A 16,384-nucleotide genomic window follows, 5' to 3' on the forward strand; every position below is an offset into this window, starting at 1 on the left:
TCTTTTTAGCGCAAAAAAACAGCCCGCCCCCTGCCAGGGGGCGGGCTGTTTTGCTTGCGGCTGTCGCCCAATAGGGCAACCCGCTAGGGTGTGACGGAGAGGCGCTGCACCGGCCAGCCCAGTGCGGCCAGCTCGGGGGCCAGCGTCTTGGCATCCCCCACCACCAGGATCACCATGTCGTCGGGATCGAGCCAGCGGCGGGCCAGCTCGCGCAGGGTAAAGGGGGAGAGCTGGCTCACCTGCTGCACCTGCTGCTCCACATAATCCTGCGGCCACCCTTTGAGCAGGATGGGTTGCATGTAGGCCACCTCCTGCGGCAGCGTCTCGTAGTCGAGCGCCTGGCCATTGAGCACCCGATCCCGCAGGGTACGCACCTCCAGCCGGGTCGGCCCCAGCCGCTGATACTTGTCGAGCTCCTGCAGGATCTGCCGCAGCGCCGCCCCGGTCACTGCGCTGCGCACGCTGCTTTGCAGCAGGAAATAACCCGCATCGACGTTGCCCTCGAAGGTGGCGCCGATAAAGTAGGTGTAACCCAGCTCCTCACGCAGCCGGATGTTCAACCGCTCGGCGAGGGAGACATTCATCAGCCGGGTCAGGTACTGCTCGCCGAAGGCATCCTCCGCCATGGCGCGCCGTCCCACCCGGATCTGGCTGAGCGCAGCCCCGGGATTGTCCAGCAGATAGATGGCCCGTTTGGCCTGCTGCCCACGCCACTCCAGAGAGCGCAGGGCCGCCGGCTGACCCGTTGGCTCGACCAGAAAGCCGAGGGCTTTCATCACCCGCTCCTGGGCCAGATCCCCGCTCACCACCACTTGGGCTTCCCCGCTGCGATGGACCGACTGATAAAAATGGCGCACATCGTCCAGGGTCAGCGCCCGCAGGCTGGCCACGGGATCCAGCGGCTTGTTCCCCTTGAGCAGGGCGCCGAACTGCCAATCCGCCTGCCACTGGGGATCGCGAGCCAGCTGTTGCAGCCACTGGCTGTAGTCAAACTGGCTACGTTCGAAATCGGCGCTGCGCATGGCGGGCTGCAGCACCAATTCCCGTACCAGCGCCAGCACCTCCTCGAAATGGGAGGTGAGCCCCTGGACCTCGATGGAGCTGCGCTCCTCACCATGTTCGAATCTGATGCTGGCCCCCAGCTGGCGCGCCCGCTCCTCGATGCTCGCCTCCTGCAGCTGTTCGCTGCCCAGGGAGAGCATGGCGTCAGTCAGGGTGGCGACCCCGCCCTTGCCCTCCGGCTCGGCTCGCTCACCGCCCGGCCAGTTGATGCTCATGGCAAAGGCCGGCACTTCATCGCTGTAGTGACCGAGCAGAGAGACCCGCTCACCCAGCTTGGCATGCCACAGGGTCGGCATGGGCACCGGCAAGGCCCCGCCACTGGCCGGCTCCTGGCGTCGATCCAGGGTCTCCTTGATCTGCCTGGGAGCCAGCGTCTGCTGCGGCCGGGCCAGCGGCAAGGGGGGCGGCTCGACGAAGTTGGGGTTGCCCGCCTGCCACTCGGGATGCTCAGCCGGTACCACGCTCAGCACCACCCTGGGCTTGTTCAACACATAGCGCGTCAATGCCCGCTGCAGATCGGCCGGCGTCACCCGGGCAAGGCGCTTGAGGTTGCGGTACTGGAAGTTGGGATCCTGAAACAGGGTATAACCTGTACCCAGCTGCTCCACCTTGCCGGCCACGCTGTCCAGCGGCCAAATCCGTTTGGCGCGCAGGGCATTGACCGAGTGGGCCAGCTGCTCGCGGGAGACCCCGTCGCTGGCGAGCTGGCCGATGACCCGATCGATCTCCGCCTTGATGGGGCCAAGCTCGGCCCCTCTGGCCAGATTGGGAATGGCATGGATCATCAACTTGCATGCCAGCACATTGCATTCATGGCTGGCAAAGACGGAGACCAGCCTGCCGCTTTGCTGCAGTTGTCGCTGCAACAGGCCGCTGGCCGAGCCCCCCAGCTGATCCGCCAGCAGATCGAGGGCCTCGACCCCGGGATCACTGGCAGAGACGGTCGGATAGGCCAGCACCAGCAGGGGTTCGGCCACCCGATCGGTCAGGGTGCGATAGCGGCTCTTCTTCAGCGTCACCGGCCGCACCAGCGGCCGAGTCTGGGCCGGGGTGGCGGGCAAGGCCCCGAAATAGCGCTCGACCCAGGCCAGGGTCTGGGCCGGCTGAATGTCACCGCCGATCACCAGGGTGGCGTTGTTGGGCCCATACCAGCGCAGGAAGAATTGGCGCACGTCCTCCAGGGTGAGGCGATCCAGATCCGCAGCCCGGCCAAACGGCGTGTTGAAGTAGGGGTGATTTGGCGGGTAAAGCGTGCGATTCAGCGCCTCATAGAAGCGCCCATAGGGTTGATCTTCGACCAGGTTGGCGCGCTCGTTCTTGATGATGTCGCGCTGCACGTCCAGCTTCTGCTGATAGAGGGTATCGAGCAGAAACCCCATGCGATCTGCCTCCAGCCAGAGCACCTTCTCCAGCTGATTGGCCGGCAGGGTCTGGAAATAGCGGGTCTGATCCTCCTGGGTCCAGCCGTTTACATCTTTTGATCCCATCTGTTGCAGCAGGCGGTTATGGCCCTCCTCCCCCACGTGAGCCGAGCCCTGAAACATCATGTGCTCAAACAGGTGGGCCAGCCCGGATTGGCCCGGCGCCTCTTCTTCCAGCCCCACCCGGTAGTGGACCGCCACGTGCACCAGGGGATCGGAGTGATCCTGGCTCAGGATCACCGTCAGGCCATTGTCGAGCCGATATTGCTGATAGGGCACGATCAGCGGATCGGCCACTTTTTTCTGCTCCTTGACCAACACGGGGCCAGCCACGGCCAAGACACTGAAGAAATAGAGCAAACTCCACACGACTCTCATGTAATTTCCCAATTCTCGAACCTGAACATTATTATGGGTCACCGCTGCTGCCCTTCATTGGTCTCGCAGCAAGGGGAAAACGGCGACGGCACGCCATGGGCGTAACGCGCACTATTGAGCATATAAATATTATTTTCGCCCCCCACAGGGTTGCCGCGAGCCGGCCGCCACGCCGCGTCGGATCACCTGCTGCCGCGGCCTCGTGGTATCGGCCTGGCCAGGCGGTCAGTGTAATCAATCAGGCTCGCAGTGGATATCTTGAATGGATATTCATTTGTAACAAGGCATATATCCCGCCCATCCCGCGAGCCCACCGCCCCCTATTTTGTGGTACAGATGGAATAGAGCGAGTCGGCTACCAGTGCGGCGGCGGGAATATATTTCCGGCACTGATTGAACAGTCAGGAAATAATCGATGGCGCAGCAGTTAATATCTATTTAGTTAATAACAGTACCACTGCATTACAAAACCAAGACCCCATGCCTTGCAGCGTCAATGGCATCGAGCCTGCCCTGTTCCTGCCAAAAAAACAGGGGGCCTGAGCCCCCTGTCGTCGTTCCCGATTGCCATCACCCGCGGTCCAGCAGGATGTTGAGCATGCGGCGCAGCGGCTCGGCGGCGCCCCACAGCAGCTGATCGCCCACGGTAAAGGCGGCCAGGTACTCCGGACCCATGTTGAGCTTGCGCAGACGACCGACCGGGATGCTGAGGGTGCCGGTGACGGCGGCCGGGGTCAGCTCGCGGGCGGTGATGTCGCGATCGTTGGGGATCACTTTCACCCAGTCGTTGTGGGCGGCCAGCAGGGCTTCGATCTCGGCCAGCGGCACATCCTTTTTCAGCTTGATGGTGAAGGCCTGGCTGTGGCAGCGCAGGGCGCCGATGCGCACGCACAGACCATCCACCGGAATGGCGGCGTTCTCGATGCCCAGGATCTTGTTGGTCTCGGCCTGGCCCTTCCACTCTTCGCGGCTCTGGCCGTTGTCGAGCTTGGTGTCGATCCAGGGGATGAGGCCACCGGCCAGCGGTACGCCGAAGTTGTCCACCGGCAGGGTGCCGGAGCGGGTCTTCTCGGTGATCTTGCGCTCGATGTCGAGGATGGCGGAGGCGGGATCCGCCAGTTCCACCGCCACTTCATCACGCAGCAGCCCCATCTGGGTGACCAGCTCACGCATGTGGCGCGCACCGCCGCCGGAGGCAGCCTGATAGGTGGCCACGCTGACCCACTCAACCAGATCGGCCTTGAACAGGCCACCCAGGGCCAGCAGCATCAGGCTGACGGTGCAGTTGCCACCGACGAAGGTCTTGATGCCGTCGTTCAGGGCATGCTCGATGACGTCGCCGTTGACCGGATCCAGGATGATGACCGCGTCCTTCTCCATGCGCAGGGAGGAGGCGGCATCAATCCAGTAACCCTGCCAGCCGGCGGCTTTCAGGCGCGGATAGACATCCTTGGTGTAGTCGCCGCCCTGGGCGGTGATGATGACGTCCTGTGCGGCCAGCGCCGCGATGTCGAAGGCATCCTGCAGGGTGCCGGCATCGACGCCGAAATTGGGGGCGGCCTCACCGGCCTGGGAGGTGGTGAAGAAGGTGGGCTGAATGCGGGCAAAATCCTTCTCTTCCTGCATCCGGCTCATCAACACCGAACCCACCATGCCACGCCAACCGACCAAACCTACTTTTTTCATAATGTCCTACCCTGGATAGCTGCTTTATAGAAACCGAGTGTGATAACCGTGATCCCTTGTCCGGCGCGGGCCGTTTACAAGCGGTTCACAAAATATGGGTTGCGAAAAATGCGTCTGTCCACATTACGGATTGTGACGGCGGGCGCAAGTCGAATTGCGCAATATTCTGTGCCGTTCGCTGCAATATCCGTCAGCCTGGCCGGCCTGCGGGCAGCCGGTTGGCATCCCGCCACGACTTGGGGCATCATTGAGACCGACCGGCAGCCCCGCTGCCCCTCGGGGACGACCCCGAGGCCTCCTGATGCGCAGGGACGACCCTGCTTCCTGCGGAATCTGCCTTATGTCCTGGTTGCTCCTGCTGCTGGCCGGCCTGTTCGAGGTCGCCTGGGCCATCGGCCTCAAATACACCGACGGTTTCAGCCGTCCCCTGCCCACCCTGCTGACTCTCTCTGCCATGGGGGTGAGCGTGCTGCTGCTCGCCATGGCGGTCAAACAGCTACCCCTTGGCACCGCCTACGCGGTCTGGACCGGCATCGGCGCAGTCGGCACCGTGCTGATGGGGATCTGGCTGTTCAACGAACCGGCCACCCTCGCCCGGGTGCTCTGCCTGCTGCTGATCATCGGCGGGATCCTGGGTCTGAAATTCATCGGCTGAGGCACGCCCCAAGGCGGTTGAAAGGAAAGCAAAACGGGGCATGGGCCCCGTTTTTTGCCTGCCAAACGCGCCGACCCCTGCTATTATCTGCGGCCAAACATGAGCCAATAAAAATCAGGATATCGTGATGACCGACCACACTTTTATTCCCGGCAAGGACGCGGCGCTGGAAGACTCCATCGAACGCTTCCAGACCAAGCTGCAAGCCCTGGGGTTTGATATCGAAGAGGCCTCCTGGCTCAACCCCGTGCCCAACGTCTGGTCCGTGCACATCCGGGACAAGGAGTGCTCCCTCTGTTTCACCAACGGCAAGGGTGCCAGCAAGAAGGCGGCGCTCGCTTCCGCCCTTGGCGAATATTTCGAGCGTCTCTCCACCAACTACTTCTTCGCCGACTTCTATCTGGGCGAGCAGGTTGCCAATGGCGACTTCGTTCACTACCCGAACGAGAAGTGGTTCCCCATCGAGGGGGATCAGCTGCCCGCCGGTCTGCTCGACCCCTTCACCCGCAAGTTCTACAACCCGGACGGTGAAGTGACCGCCGACATGCTGGTGGACCTGCAATCCGGCAACGAGGAGCGCGGCATCGTCGCCCTGCCCTTCGAGCGCCAGTCCGATCACCAGACCGTCTATATCCCGATGAACATCATCGGCAACCTCTATGTCTCCAACGGCATGAGCGCCGGCAACACCAAGACAGAGGCCCGCACCCAGGGCTTGTCCGAGGTGTTCGAGCGCCACGTCAAAAACAAGATCATCGCAGAAGCGCTGAGCCTGCCGGAGATCCCGGCCGAGGTGATCGCCCGTTACCCCGGCATCAAGGCCTCCATCGAGGCGCTGGAAGCCGAAGGCTTCCCCATCTACAGCTTCGATGCCTCCCTGGGTGGTCGCTACCCGGTCATCTGCGTGGTGCTGCTCAACCCGAGCAACGGCACCTGCTTTGCCTCCTTCGGTGCCCACCCGCGCTTCGAAGTGGCGTTCGAGCGTACCGTCACCGAGCTGCTGCAAGGCCGCAGCCTCAAGGATCTGGATGTGTTCGTACCGCCCTCGTTTGACAACGAACAGGTGGCGGATCACCACAACCTGGAGACCCACTTCATCGACTCCTCAGGCCTCATCAGCTGGGACCTGTTCAAGCAGGATGCGGACTTCGAGTTTGCCGACTGGGACTTCCGCGGCACCTCGCAGGAGGAGTTCGACCACCTGATCGGCATCTTCCACGAGCTGGAACAGCCGGTCTACATCGCCGACTACGAGCACCTGGGCGTCTACGCCTGCCGCATTCTGGTGCCCGGCATGTCCGACATCTATCCGGCCGAAGATCTGCTGCTGGCCAACAACACCATGGGTGCCCACCTGCGGGAGACCATACTGGCGCTGCCGGCGCTGGAGTGGGACGCGGAGCAGTACATGGCGCTGTTCGACCAGCTGGATGAAGAGGGTCACGACGAGCGCACCCGGGTGCGCGAGCTGCTCGGCATCGCCGCCGCCAAGGGCACCGCCCTGCACACCCTGCGGGTAGGCGAGCTCAAAGCCATGCTGGCGCTGGCCGCCGGCGAACTCGACACGGCGCTCGATCTCATCGACTGGACCATGGAGTTCAACCAGTCGGTGTTCCCGGCCGATCGCGCCAACTTCTATCGCGCCCTGCGCGCCTGCGTCGAGCTGTTCCTGGACGAGGATCGCGATCCCGAGCAGTACCGCGCCGTGTTTGCCCGCATGTATGGCGAAGAGACGCTGGCGCAGGCCTGGGCCCACGCCAGCGGTGAAGCGCGCTTCCACGGATTGGCTGCCGCCGATCTCTCCCTCAGCCAGTTCCCGCTGCATCAGAAACTGCTGGCTGCCTACGAGAAGCTGCAGAAGGCCAAACGAGCCCATTCATGGGGTTGATGTGGTAACATTCCGAAGGGGCCCTGATGGCCCCTTCTCTTTTATGGTCAGCCAAGTGGCCATTTGTTATTCAAAGATGAAATAAAAAACAAAAAATACCTCTTAGGGGGTTGCCAACAAGGAGTAGCGAGTGCTGGGGAGAAGCAAAGATGCCTTGCCGGCACACTTTTTCAGGGATGAAAAATAAATTGTTTAAAATCATGACATTAAAAAAACCACGTTTCTGTTTCAGCTGAAACCTGGTGTAAAGAATCGCTGCCGGGGGACTCAAATATTTGTAGTAAAATTACATTCACAATCTGCAATTCTTGATCGGAGTCAATTTTGACGATCTGGCCCTTTGTTATGATTTCCACAGGCAAAACATCAGGTACATGAGAATTGAAAGCAGAATCTCCCTTTGATTGTCTCAAGCCAGAAGCCATCGCTGCACTGGCAGAAGATATAACCTATGCCAAGGCCACCAAGCCCGCATACAAGGTCATCCCCCTGGCCATCACAGCTGGCGCCTTCATTGCCATCGCTTTCGTCTTCTACATCACAGTCACCACCGGTGCCGGCAATGTGGCCTGGGGCCTCAGCAAGCTGGTCGGCGGTCTCTGTTTCGCTCTTGGCCTGATCCTCTGCGTGCTGCTCGGCGCCGAGCTGTTCACCTCCACCACCCTCACCTTGGTGGCCAAGGCGGCGAATCGCATCACCTGGGCCCAACTGTTCAAGAACTGGGGACTGGTCTACTTCGGCAACCTCATCGGCGGTCTCATCATCGTCGGGCTCATCATCATGTCGGCCGAATACATGGCGGCAGATGGTCAGTGGGGCCTCAACGCCCTCAAGGTGGCCCAGCACAAGATCCACCACACCTTCTTCGAAGCCGTGGCGCTTGGCATCCTCTGCAACCTCATGGTGTGTCTCGCCGTGTGGATGGCGTTCGGCGCCCGCAGTGCCACCGACAAGGTGATGGTCATGCTGCTCCCCGTCGCCATGTTCGTGGCCTCCGGTTTTGAGCACAGCATCGCCAACATGTTTATGATCCCGGTCGGCATCGCCATTCACAGCGTCGCAGGCCCGGAATTCTGGCAGGCCATCGGCCAGGACCCGGCGACCTTTGCCGACCTGACCGTATCCAACTTCGTCCTGCACAACCTCATTCCTGTCACCATAGGTAATATCATTGGTGGTGGCGTCATGGTTGGGCTGACTTACTGGTTTATCTTCCGTCGCCATCATTAAGGATGGCGGCAGACACATAAATACCTTGAGAGGTAATGAAAATGGCAGAACTTAACGAACAGTTCCAAAAAGCATGGGAAGGCTTCGCGGCCGGTGAATGGCAGACCTCTGTCAACACCCGTGACTTCATCCAGAAGAACTACACCCCGTATGAAGGTGACGAGTCCTTCCTGGCTGGCGCGACCGAAGCTACCACCAAGCTGTGGGACAAGGTCATGGAAGGCATCAAGATCGAGAACCGCACCCACGCGCCGGTCGATTTTGATACCGACCTGCCCTCCACCATTACCGCTCACGATGCCGGCTATATCGATCAGAGCCTGGAGCAAATCGTTGGTCTGCAGACCGACAAGCCGCTCAAGCGCGCCATCATCGCCAACGGCGGTATCAAGATGGTCAAGACCTCTTGCGAAGTGTACGGTCGTCAGCTGGACCCCATGGTCGAGAAGATCTTCACCGAGTACCGCAAGACTCACAACCAGGGTGTGTTCGACGTCTACACCAAAGACATCCTGAACTGCCGCAAGTCCGGCGTCATCACCGGTCTGCCGGATGCCTACGGCCGTGGCCGTATCATCGGTGACTACCGTCGTGTTGCCCTGTACGGTATCGACTTCCTGATGGCCGACAAACTGGCCCAGTTCAAGTCCCTGCAGGCTGACCTGGAAAACGGTGTCAACCTGGAAGCCACCATTCGTCTGCGCGAAGAGATCTCCGAGCAGCACCGTGCCCTGGCCCAGATGAAGGTGATGGCTGCCAAATATGGTTGCGACATCTCCGTACCGGCCAAGACCGCCAAAGAAGCCGTACAGTGGACCTACTTCGCCTACCTGGCGGCCGTCAAGTCCCAGAACGGCGCGGCCATGTCCTTCGGTCGTACCTCCAGCTTCCTGGACATCTACATCGAGCGTGACCTGCAAAAAGGCCTGATCACCGAGCAAGAAGCCCAGGAGCTGATGGACCACATGGTCATGAAGCTGCGTATGGTTCGCTTCCTGCGTACCCCGGAATACGATTCACTGTTCTCCGGCGACCCGATGTGGGCTACCGAGACCCTGGCTGGTATGGGCGTTGACGGCCGTACCCTGGTCACCAAGAACAGCTTCCGTATGCTGAACACCCTGTACACCATGGGCCCGTCCCCTGAGCCGAACCTGACCATCCTGTGGTCCGAGAAGCTGCCGGTCGGTTTCAAGAAGTACTGCGCCAAGGTATCCATCGAGACCTCTTCCGTTCAGTACGAGAACGACGACCTGATGCGTCCGGACTTCAACAACGATGACTACGCCATCGCTTGCTGTGTGTCCCCGATGATCGTCGGCAAACAGATGCAGTTCTTCGGTGCTCGTGCCAACCTGGCCAAGACCATGCTGTACGCCATCAACGGCGGTATGGACGAGAAGATGAAGCTGCAGGTGGGTCCGAAGACCGACATGATCACCTCCGAGTACCTCGAGTACAACGACGTCATGGATCGTCTGGATCACTTCATGGACTGGCTGGCCAAGCAGTACGTTGCCGCGCTGAACATCATCCACTACATGCACGACAAGTACAGCTACGAAGCCTCTCTGATGGCGCTGCACGACCGTGACGTCTATCGCACCATGGCTTGCGGCATCGCCGGTCTGTCCGTTGCGGCTGACTCCCTGTCTGCCATCAAGTACGCCAAGGTCAAGCCGGTTCGTGACGAAGATGGCGTGGCCATCGACTTCGAAATCGAAGGCGAGTACCCGCAGTTCGGTAACAACGACGCTCGCGTCGATGACATCGCCTGTGACCTGGTCGAGCGCTTCATGAAGAAAATTCAGAAGCTGAACACCTACCGTGGTGCCGTGGCTACCCAGTCCGTGCTGACCATCACCTCCAACGTGGTGTACGGCAAGAAGACCGGTAACACCCCGGATGGCCGTCGCGCCGGTGCGCCGTTTGGCCCGGGTGCCAACCCGATGCACGGTCGTGACCAGAAGGGTGCCGTTGCTTCCCTGACTTCCGTCGCCAAGCTGCCGTTCGCTTACGCCAAAGATGGTATCTCCTATACCTTCTCCATCGTGCCGAACGCGCTGGGTAAAGACATGGAAGCCCAGAAAGCCAACCTGGCCGGTCTGATGGATGGTTACTTCCACCACGAGTCCAACCTGGAAGGTGGTCAGCACCTGAACGTCAACGTGATGAACCGTGAAATGCTGCTGGACGCCATGGAAAACCCGGAAAAATATCCGCAGTTGACCATCCGCGTATCCGGTTATGCCGTTCGCTTCAACTCTTTGACCAAAGAGCAACAGCAAGACGTCATCACCCGTACCTTCACCGCCTCTCTGTAATAGAGTCTCGGTGAACAAAAACCGGCGCCCAGGCGCCGGTTTTTTTATGCCTGATAGTCAGGAAACATAGACCTGAAAATCTGCAGGCAAGGCCGGCACTCCCCTTCTCTCACCCCGCCTTGTTCAGGGTCGCTCCCCTGCTGCCAGACGGCGGTTGATATCGGCGATGACCGGAGCGATGTCGGCCAGGGTATCGATCACGTAATGCGCTCCCGCCGCCCGCAGTTTGGTCTCAGCCGGTGCGCGCCTAGCGGCGATCTCCGCCTCGCTCATGGCGGAAAACGCTTCCCAGGTGGCACCAAACTCGTTGCCGGAGACCGACAGGCCCACCGTCCACATGCCGGCATTCAACCCCTCGCTGATGCCCGGCACCGCATCATCCACCTTGATGCAGCGGTGCACCGCGCTTATTCCCAGCTCAATCACGTTGGCCAGCGCCATCCAGGGGCCGGGGCGACCACCGGCCTTGAGATCGTCGGTGGCGATCCAGTGATCCGGCCGATAGCCGTGATCGGCCGCCGCTGGCACCAGCGCCTCCATCACCGGACGGGGGTAACCGGAGCAGGAGCCGATGCGCAGCCCTTGTGCTCGCAGAGCATCCAGCACCGGCAGCACGCCGGGGATCGGGGCGGCAAAGCGGGTCACGGCGGCAATCTGCAGCGGCATAAAGGTGTGATAGAGGTGGTCCACCTCGGCGTGGCTCATGGGGTGGCCAAAGCGGGCCTGCCAGCGCGCATCCACCGAGGGCAGCCGGCCGAGCGCCGCGATATGATCCCACTTGCCCAACCCCATGGGCTGGCGCGCCTCATCCAGAGTAACGGGGAAGTCATAGGCGCGGGCGAAGGCCTCGACGAAGATGGAGGTGGGGGCGAAGGAGCCGAAATCGACGACAGTGCCGGCCCAGTCGAGGATCAGCGCCTCCACGTCGGTGGTCGGGTCTACAGCAATCTGCAAGTCAGTCATGGTGGTGTTCCTGTTTCGGTGAAAGCGCGATCTCGCCCAAGGCGCGATCGAGAATGGTGATGGCCCGCACCAGATCGGCGCGGGCGATATTGAGCGGCGGCGAGAGCTGGATGACGTTGCCCTGAGAGACCTTGAAGCTGAGCCCGAGCTCTAGGCAGCGGTAGAGCAGCCGCTCGGCGGCCTGACTGTTGCGGGTGCGACTCTGGTGATCGACCACCAGATCGAGTGCCCGGAGCAAACCTATGCCGCGCACCTGGCCAATGAGTGAATGACGCTTCGCTAACTTACCGAGCTCGACCGCCATAAAACGGCCATCCTCTCGCGCTTTTTCCAGCAACCCTTCTTCACGGATGGTGGCGATGGTGGCGAGCGCCGCCGCGCAGCCGATAGGGCTCTTCTCGTGGGTGTAGTGACCGAGCGAGATGGCCGCCGCCTGATTGAAACGATCCCGGGTGATGAGCGCGGCAAACGGCACCACCCCGCCCCCCAACCCCTTGCCCAGGCAGATGATGTCGGGCTCGATGCCAAACTCCTCGAAGCTGAACCAGTGGCCGGTGCGGCCCAGGGCATTGGGGATCTCGTCGACAATCAGCAGCACATTATGGCGATCGCAGATCTCCCGCACCCGCTGCCAGTAGGCCCTTGAGGGCACCTGCACGTCGGTGTTGCGGATGGGCTCGGCGATAAAGGCGCCGATTCCTCCCTCCTTCTCGATGACGTACTCCAGATAATCGGCGTAGTGCAGGTCATCCCCCTCCCCGCGATACCAGACGCCGCGATAACGGGTGGGCGGCGGGATGCGCTCCACCCCGGCCATCAGCGGGCCCATACCGGTGCGAAAACAGGCCTCGCCACCGACCGAGATGGCGTCGAGGGAGGCGCCGTGAAAGGCATCCCACAGGGACACCACCTTGCTGTTGCCGGTAATGAAGCGGGCAAGCTTCAAGGCAATCCCCACCACCTCGCTGCCACCGGGGGCGAACAGCACCCGGTTGAGATCGCCGGGGGCCAGCTCGGCCAGGGTGCGGGCGCAGTCGATGGCGACCCGATGGGTGTAGCGGCGGGGCGCGAACGGCAAGTCGGCGAGTTGCTGCTGCACCGCGGCCACCACCTTGGGGTGACCGTGACCCAGCTGATGGACGCTGTTGCCATGAAAATCGAGGTAGCGCTTGCCAGATAAGCTGGTCAGCCAGCTCCCCTGCGCCCCCTCAATCAGATCCAGACAGGGGGTGGAGAGGGCCTGATGGAGAAAGTAGCGGCTATCCTCCGCCAATCCGGCCTGTACATCTTCCCTCTGACCCGCCCACCAGCGCGCCCGACCCTCGCCGAGGTTGATATCCCCTTCGCTGTCGGCGCGGCCGCTGCCATGCAGCTTCTCGTCATGCAGATCACGACCCAGGGCCAGCAGGCTGGTCATCGCACGTCCCCCTGCCAGTAGCAGGCGTTGGCCATGGCGGCGAGCAGATCCCGCACCCGCTCCGGCGTCACGTCGCCGATATTGCCGATGCGGAAACAGTCGGCCTGCGAGACCTTGCCCGGATAGATGACAAAGCCCTGCGCCTTGAGCCGCTGGTAGAAGTCGGCGAAGCGGTAGTCAGGATGGGTCGGAGAGTAGAAGGCGGTGATGATGGGGGATTGCCACTGCTCAGGCAGCAGCGGTTCAAAGCCGAGCTCGGCCATCCCCGCCACCAGCGTGTGCTGGTTTTCGCTATAGCGCTGATGGCGGGCTTCAATGCCCCCCTCTTCATCCAGCTCGCGCAGGGCCTGGGCAAAGGCGAGTACGGTATGGGTGGGCGAGGTAAAGCGCCACTTGCCCCCCTGCTGCTCCATGGTCTGCCACTGGGCATGCAGGTCGAGGGAGACCGAGCGGGCGCGACCGGCGCAGGCCGCCAGTGCGGCGCGGCGGGCGATGACGAAACCAAAACCCGGTACCCCCTGAATGCACTTGTTGGCGGAGCTGATGAGAAACTCGATGCCAAGGCGCCCCATATCGATGGGAATGCCGCCAAAGCTGCTCATGGCATCGACGATAAGACGAATGCCGCGGCGCTGGCAGAGCGCAGCCACCTCGTCGAGCGGGTTGAGCATGCCGGTGGTGGTCTCGCAGTGCACCATGGCCAGATGGGTGATCTCGGGGTGACGTGCCAGCATCGCCTCGATGGCGGCGGGCTCGGGGCGGGTGGTCTCACCGCAGTCCAGTTCATGATGGCGCAAGCCAAGACAGCGGGCCATCTCCCCCATGCGGGCGCCGTAGGCGCCGTTGTTGATGATCAGCAGACACTCGTCGGCGCCGATGGCCGAGCCCAGCACGCTCTCCACCACATAGCTGCCACTCCCCTGCAGCAGCACGGCGCTGTAGTCGCTTTGATATTCCGGGCCAGTGGCCAGGCGCACCAGCTCGCGGCGAATGGGCTCCACCACGCCCTGGTTGTAGTCCGCATCCCAGGTGCAGCTGTCTTGCAGCATGGCAGCGCGCACCGTGGCGGTGGTCGAGAGGGGGCCCGGGGTCAGCAGCAGGTAATCGACGGCGGCAGGGGCCGCAGGAATGTGGGTCATGACTTCGCTCCTTTTGGTATATACCAGAATGAGCGCATTGTGGGTAACTGCCCCGCCAAGGTCAAAGGGGTGGCGCTACGTGCAACAAAAAATTCATTTACGGCGCCGGGATCGCGATAATCTAGGAAGCCTGAACAACAGGGACGATTCTGGTATCTACCAACGTATGTTGATGTCGCCGTTTAACTACCGGGCAGATGACCTGCCCTGTGCCTAACTCATTGCATAACCAGGGATTTTCATGAGCAAACCGCAATATTTGCAGATCAAGGATGCCCTCGCCAACCAGATCCTGGCGGGGGGCCTGACCCCCAACGACAAGCTCCCCTCCGAGCGGCTGCTGGGGGAGCTCTATGGCACCACGAGGGTCACCATTCGCGAGGCACTGGTGCAGCTGGAGGCAAACGGCCTTATCTATCGGGAGGATCGCCGCGGCTGGTTCGTCACCCCGCCGCGCTTTCGCCTCAACCCCAGACGCACCTCCAACTTTCACCAGATAGTGCGGGAGCAAGGGGGCGAGCCGCGCACCGAACTGCTGGAGAAGAGCCGCCAGGCGGTGCCGCCGGCGCTGATGGCACGGCTGCAGCTCAAGCCGTTCGACAGCCTGTTTCTGCTCAAGCGGCTGCGCTACGCCAACGGGCGCGCCATCTGCTATTGCGAGAACCATTGCCTGCCAGAGCGGGTGCCCGGCCTGCTGGAGCTGGATCTCAACGGCAGTCTGACCGAGATCTACCAGGCCCATTACGATCTTCACTACGCCCGCATGCAGGTGCGCTTCTTCCCCACCGCCCTGCCGGACGAAGTGGCCAAGGCGCTGGGGGCCACCGCCGGTCTGCCCGCCCTGCGCCTCGAGCGACTCAACTTTGATCAGCACGGCCGGGTGCTCGACTTCGATCTGGAGTACTGGCGCCACGACAGTCTGGAGATCGAGGTGGATACCCAGGATTGATTGCCACAACTTGTGAGCGACAAAACGTCACGAGGCCGTCACCCGAACGTCATAAAGATCCCCTAGCCTCTCTTTCGACCAATCTGGTTTATACCAAGCCAATTCATATGGAGAAGAGGATGAAACAGGGAACCCATCTGCTGGCCACCGCCGTGGTGGCCGCCATGACAGCCCCGGCACTGGCCGCCACCGATCTCACCGTCTATACCGCCTTCGAACCGGAACAGCTCGGCGAGCTGAAGACCGCGTTCGAGCGCCAGCATCCGGACATCAACATCAAGTGGGTGCGTGACTCCACCGGCGTGGTCACCGCCCGCTTGCTGGCAGAAAAAAACCAGCCCAAGGCGGACGTGGTGTGGGGACTGGCGGCCACCAGCCTGATGCAGCTTGATCAGCAGCAGATGCTCAATGCCTATGCGCCGAAAGGGCTGGATAAGCTCGACAGCCGCTTTCGCGACAGCAAGGCCGAGCCGCACTGGATCGGTCTGGACGCCTTCTTCAGCGCCATCTGCTTCAACAAGGTAGAGGCGGAAAAACAGGGGATCCCGGCCCCCACCAGCTGGGCCGATCTCACCAAGCCCGTCTACAAGGGCAAGGTGATCATGCCCAACCCCAGCTCCTCCGGCACCGGCTACCTGAGCGTCGCCGGCTGGCTGCAAACCATGGGTGAGCAGCAGGGCTGGCAATTCATGAACGGCCTGCACCAGAACATCGACCGCTACACCCACTCGGGCTCAGCCCCCTGCAAGCTGGCCGCCAGCGGCGAGACGGTGATCGGCATCTCCTTCGACTTCCCCGCCACCAGCCTCAAGGCCAAGGGCGCCCCCATCGAGGTGCTGTTCCCGAAAGAGGGCTCGGGCTGGGACATGGAAGCCGCCGCCATCATCAAGGGCACCCCCAAGCTGAATGCCGCCAAACAGCTGCTCGACTTTGCCGCCACCGAGCAGGCCAACGCCCTCTACAACAAGTCATTCGCAGTGGTCGCCATCCCGGAGGTGGCCAAGCCCAGAGCCGGCTATCCCGCCAACATCAAGGGCCAGATGATCGACAACGACTTTGGCTGGGCCGCCCGCGAGCGTAACGCCATCCTGGCCCAGTGGAGCGCCAGCTTCGACGGCAAGACCGAAGCCAAGCAGTAATCCCATTTAGGGCTGGTTTGAACAATGCCAATGCACCCAGGCTGATAAACAGATTGCCGAAGGCCAACCCAGGTTGGCCTTCGTTTTTTGGCATCGCCCCCACTTTGTTTCACCCTCAATTGGTAACCCCGCC

Annotated in this window: 11 protein-coding genes; 6 read left to right on the forward strand and 5 right to left on the reverse strand. The window is 61.7% G+C overall.

Annotation, left to right across the window (positions count from 1 at the left end):
* Positions 1-83: 83 nt before the first annotated feature.
* Entirely contained in the window at positions 84-2,861 is a 2,778-nt protein-coding gene (locus tag AB5Y98_RS07435) for a M16 family metallopeptidase (protein ID WP_368231634.1), read from the reverse strand.
* 570 nt (positions 2,862-3,431) lie between these two features.
* Positions 3,432-4,547 (reverse strand): aspartate-semialdehyde dehydrogenase, encoded by a 1,116-nt coding sequence (asd, locus tag AB5Y98_RS07440; protein ID WP_017787176.1) that lies wholly within the window; start codon positions 4,545-4,547, stop codon positions 3,432-3,434.
* A gap of 340 nt (positions 4,548-4,887) precedes the next feature.
* On the opposite strand from asd, the gene sugE reads away from it, so the two are divergent.
* From sugE to pflB, 4 genes are all read left to right on the forward strand, one after another.
* Positions 4,888-5,202: a quaternary ammonium compound efflux SMR transporter SugE gene (sugE, locus tag AB5Y98_RS07445; RefSeq protein WP_017765470.1), complete on the forward strand. Its 315-nt coding sequence runs from the start codon at positions 4,888-4,890 to the stop codon at positions 5,200-5,202.
* A 127-nt stretch (positions 5,203-5,329) separates the two neighbouring features.
* Positions 5,330-7,090 carry a 30S ribosomal protein S12 methylthiotransferase accessory factor YcaO gene (gene ycaO / locus AB5Y98_RS07450; protein WP_368231636.1) on the forward strand — a complete coding sequence of 587 codons (1,761 nt, stop codon included), beginning with the start codon at positions 5,330-5,332 and terminating at the stop codon, positions 7,088-7,090.
* 381 nt (positions 7,091-7,471) lie between these two features.
* Complete coding sequence (focA, locus tag AB5Y98_RS07455; protein ID WP_005300246.1) at positions 7,472-8,320, forward strand: formate transporter FocA; 849 nt, start codon at positions 7,472-7,474, stop codon at positions 8,318-8,320.
* 41 nt (positions 8,321-8,361) lie between these two features.
* Positions 8,362-10,644 carry a formate C-acetyltransferase gene (gene pflB, locus AB5Y98_RS07460; protein WP_005300244.1) on the forward strand — a complete coding sequence of 761 codons (2,283 nt, stop codon included), beginning with the start codon at positions 8,362-8,364 and terminating at the stop codon, positions 10,642-10,644.
* A gap of 123 nt (positions 10,645-10,767) precedes the next feature.
* Here the strand turns inward: pflB and phnX are convergent, their stop codons facing one another.
* Genes phnX through phnW form a run of 3 tightly spaced genes read right to left on the reverse strand, consistent with a single transcriptional unit; the run spans position 10,768 to position 14,163 of the window.
* Positions 10,768-11,607, reverse strand: a complete 840-nt coding sequence (gene phnX / locus AB5Y98_RS07465) for a phosphonoacetaldehyde hydrolase (RefSeq protein WP_042006280.1) — start codon at positions 11,605-11,607, stop codon at positions 10,768-10,770.
* On the reverse strand, positions 11,600-13,024 hold the full coding sequence (locus tag AB5Y98_RS07470) for an aspartate aminotransferase family protein (RefSeq protein ID WP_368231637.1): 1,425 nt from the start codon (positions 13,022-13,024) through the stop codon (positions 11,600-11,602). Before AB5Y98_RS07470 ends, phnX begins: the two co-directional genes overlap by 8 nt.
* A complete protein-coding gene (gene phnW / locus AB5Y98_RS07475; protein WP_139397856.1) occupies positions 13,021-14,163 on the reverse strand; it encodes a 2-aminoethylphosphonate--pyruvate transaminase in 1,143 nt (380 codons plus the stop codon). The genes AB5Y98_RS07470 and phnW overlap by 4 nt, the downstream gene beginning before the upstream one ends.
* 241 nt (positions 14,164-14,404) lie before the next feature.
* Between phnW and phnR the strand changes: the two genes are divergently transcribed.
* Both phnR and AB5Y98_RS07485 read left to right on the forward strand, forming a co-directional pair.
* Positions 14,405-15,112 (forward strand): phosphonate utilization transcriptional regulator PhnR, encoded by a 708-nt coding sequence (gene phnR / locus AB5Y98_RS07480; RefSeq protein ID WP_042028876.1) that lies wholly within the window; start codon positions 14,405-14,407, stop codon positions 15,110-15,112.
* Between the two features lie 119 nt (positions 15,113-15,231).
* Positions 15,232-16,251, forward strand: coding sequence for a putative 2-aminoethylphosphonate ABC transporter substrate-binding protein (locus AB5Y98_RS07485; RefSeq protein WP_139397855.1), 1,020 nt, complete (start codon positions 15,232-15,234; stop codon positions 16,249-16,251).
* The last annotated feature ends 133 nt before the right edge of the window (positions 16,252-16,384 follow it).

The organism is Aeromonas sp. s3 (assembly GCF_040907805.1).
Taxonomy (GTDB): Bacteria; Pseudomonadota; Gammaproteobacteria; order Enterobacterales; family Aeromonadaceae; genus Aeromonas; species Aeromonas dhakensis.